This window comes from Pseudofrankia sp. EUN1h (assembly GCF_001854645.1).
In the GTDB taxonomy this organism is placed as follows: domain Bacteria; phylum Actinomycetota; class Actinomycetes; order Frankiales; family Frankiaceae; genus Pseudofrankia; species Pseudofrankia saprophytica.
This window is the reverse complement of the sequence record NZ_MBLN01000033.1, coordinates 1-2401: the sequence shown is the minus strand read 5'-3', so window position 1 is coordinate 2401 and position 2401 is coordinate 1. Positions and strand designations below refer to the sequence as shown.

2 protein-coding genes are annotated in these 2401 nt (G+C 74.3%); both read right to left on the bottom strand.

All coding sequences use genetic code 11. The features are described 5' to 3' along the window. A partial coding sequence (locus tag BCD49_RS08175) for a serine/threonine-protein kinase (protein WP_442960468.1) occupies window positions 1-530 on the bottom strand: 530 nt, incomplete at its 3' end. 148 nt (window positions 531-678) lie between these two features. Next, a partial coding sequence (locus tag BCD49_RS08170; protein WP_071041344.1) for a protein kinase family protein occupies window positions 679-2401 on the bottom strand: 1723 nt, incomplete at its 5' end.

The window sequence follows — 2401 nt, the reverse complement described above, 5'->3', positions numbered from 1 at the left end:
GCGATGCCGAAGTCGATGACGCGGGCGCCGGATGACGAGAGCAGGATGTTGCCGGGTTTGAGGTCGCGGTGCACGACGCCGGCGGCGTGGATCGCGGTGAGCGCGGAGGCGACCGCGACCGCCAGGCGCGCCAGCGCGGTCGCGGCCAGTGGGCCGCGCTCGTGGACGGCCTCGCCCAGGGTGGGCCCGTCGATGTACTCGGTGACCAGGTAGGGCAGCCGGCCGTCGGTGCTGACGTCGAGAACCTCGGCCGTGCAGAACCGCGCGACCCGGCGGGCGGCCTGCGCCTCCCGCAGGAACCTCTCCCGGAACTGCGGGATCCGGGCCAGATCCGGCCGGATCATCTTCACCGCGACCAGCGGCTGGCCATCCCGAGTGGGCATGGGCTCGGCGGCGTTCTGGCGGCGGGCGAGGTAGACGCTGCCCATGCCGCCGTCGCCCAGCCGTCCGAGCAGTTGGTAGGGCCCGAGGCTGGTCGGGTCCGTCTCGTCCAGTGGCTCCACACCCGGCGGCATCACGGCCACGCCCATCCCCCCGCCGCACGACGCGACCCGGACCCCATCCCGACGACCCGCGCCGGAGCGAGGAACTCCGCAGGAGGTTATATCGCCCTAAGGCCACCATCCGAGCACGACCCGTGTCCGCTGCACGACCTGCCGGCACCGCGATCGGCGGCGGTCAGTGCAGGTTCCAGAGGCGGACGGCGAAGCTGTCCCCGGCCTGGACGAGGACGGCGAGGGCGTGCCCGTCGGGGGAGAACGCCACGCCGGCGTTGCCGGACGCGGCGCCGGTCAGCGGCCAGCCGATCGCCGCGGCCTTCCCGGGGTCGGTGACGTCCCAGAAGCGGACGTTGCCCTCGAGACCGTCGGCGCTGACGAGGGTGCTGCCGTCGGGGGAGAAGGCGATGTCGAACCCGCCGTTGCTCGGTACGTCGAAGATCGGCTGGCCGAGGGGAGTGGGTCCGGCCGGGGCGGTGAGGTCCCAGAAACGGATCGCGACGCCGACGGCCACCAGCGTCCGGCCGTTCGGGGAGAAGGCGACCAGCCAGGCGCCGCTGGCGTCGACGGCGTCACCGACGGGAGTCGGGCTCGTCAGGCTGGTGATGTCCCAGAGCTGGACCGTGCCGTCGCCCCCGCCGACGGCGAGGCGGTGGCCGTCGCGGGAGAAGGCGAGATCGACGATGCCGTCGGCGCGGCCGATCGGCTTGCCGAGAGCCTTGGCGGCGGCCGGCGACGTGACGTCCCAGAGCTGGACGGTGCCGTCCTCCTTGCTGACGGCCAGGGTGTGGCCGTCAGCCGAGAAGGCGACAGTGGCGTTCTCGGCGGGCACCGGCTTGCCGACGGGCGTCGGGCTATCGATCTTGGTGATGTTCCAGAACCGGACCGTCTGTCCCTCGACGGCCAGGGTGCGGTCGTCGAGGAAGTGGAGCGATGCCCAGTCCTCGTGGATGTCGAGAGGCTGGCCGAGGAGAGTGGGGGTGTCGGGCTTGCTGGCGTCCCAGAAGCGGACGACGCCGTCGCCGCTCGTGGCCAGTATCTGGCCGTTCGGGGAGTACGCCACGCTGAACGCCGAGCCGGTGAACGTCCCGGCGAAAGGACTGGGCGGGACCTTGGACAGGGTCTGCGCGGTGGTGACGCGCGCCGGGGCCGCCGCCGACGCCGACGCGCCGAGCGTGGCCGATCCGGAGGGCGTCGTCGCCGCGTCCGTCCCCTTGTCCCGGTCGGCGGTGGCGAAGATGATCACGGGCACGGCCGCGGCGGCAACGACGGCCGCGGCGATGGCGACGGCGAGCCGGCGGCGGCCCGCCCGGCGTTTCCCGGGCGCCCCGCCAGGCGCGTCGGCGAAGGACCCCGGCCGTGCCGGCCGGCCGGTGGTGGCGGCGGTGGCCGGGGCCGCCCAGCCGGCCGTGGTCGATCCGCGTCGGGGCGGCGGGAGTGGGGTGGTGGCCAGGCTGACCAGGTCGGTGGCGTCGTCGGACCCCCGCGGCGATGGCGCGCCGCGGGGCGCCCTGGGGGCGGTGTGGACGCGGTGCAGGAGGAGGAGCAGCTCGTCGGCGGTGGGACGTTCGGCGGGGTTCTTCGCCATCGCGCGCGTGACGGTGGAACGCAGGGCGCTGGGGAGACCGGCGAAGTCGGGCGTCTCGGTCACGACGCGGTGCAGCACGGCCGGGGTCGGGCCCTCGCCGAAGGGGGGCCGTCCGGTGGCGGCGAAGAGCACGACCGCGCCCCAGGCGTAGATGTCGGCGGCCTCGGTGACAGGCCGGCCGAGGGCTTGTTCGGGGGCCATGAAGCCGGGGGTGCCGATGCTGCCGTGGGTGAGCATGGTGGTCGCGTCGAGGGCGCGGGCGATGCCGAAGTCGATGACGCGGGCGCCGGATGACGAGAGCAGGATGTTGCCGGGT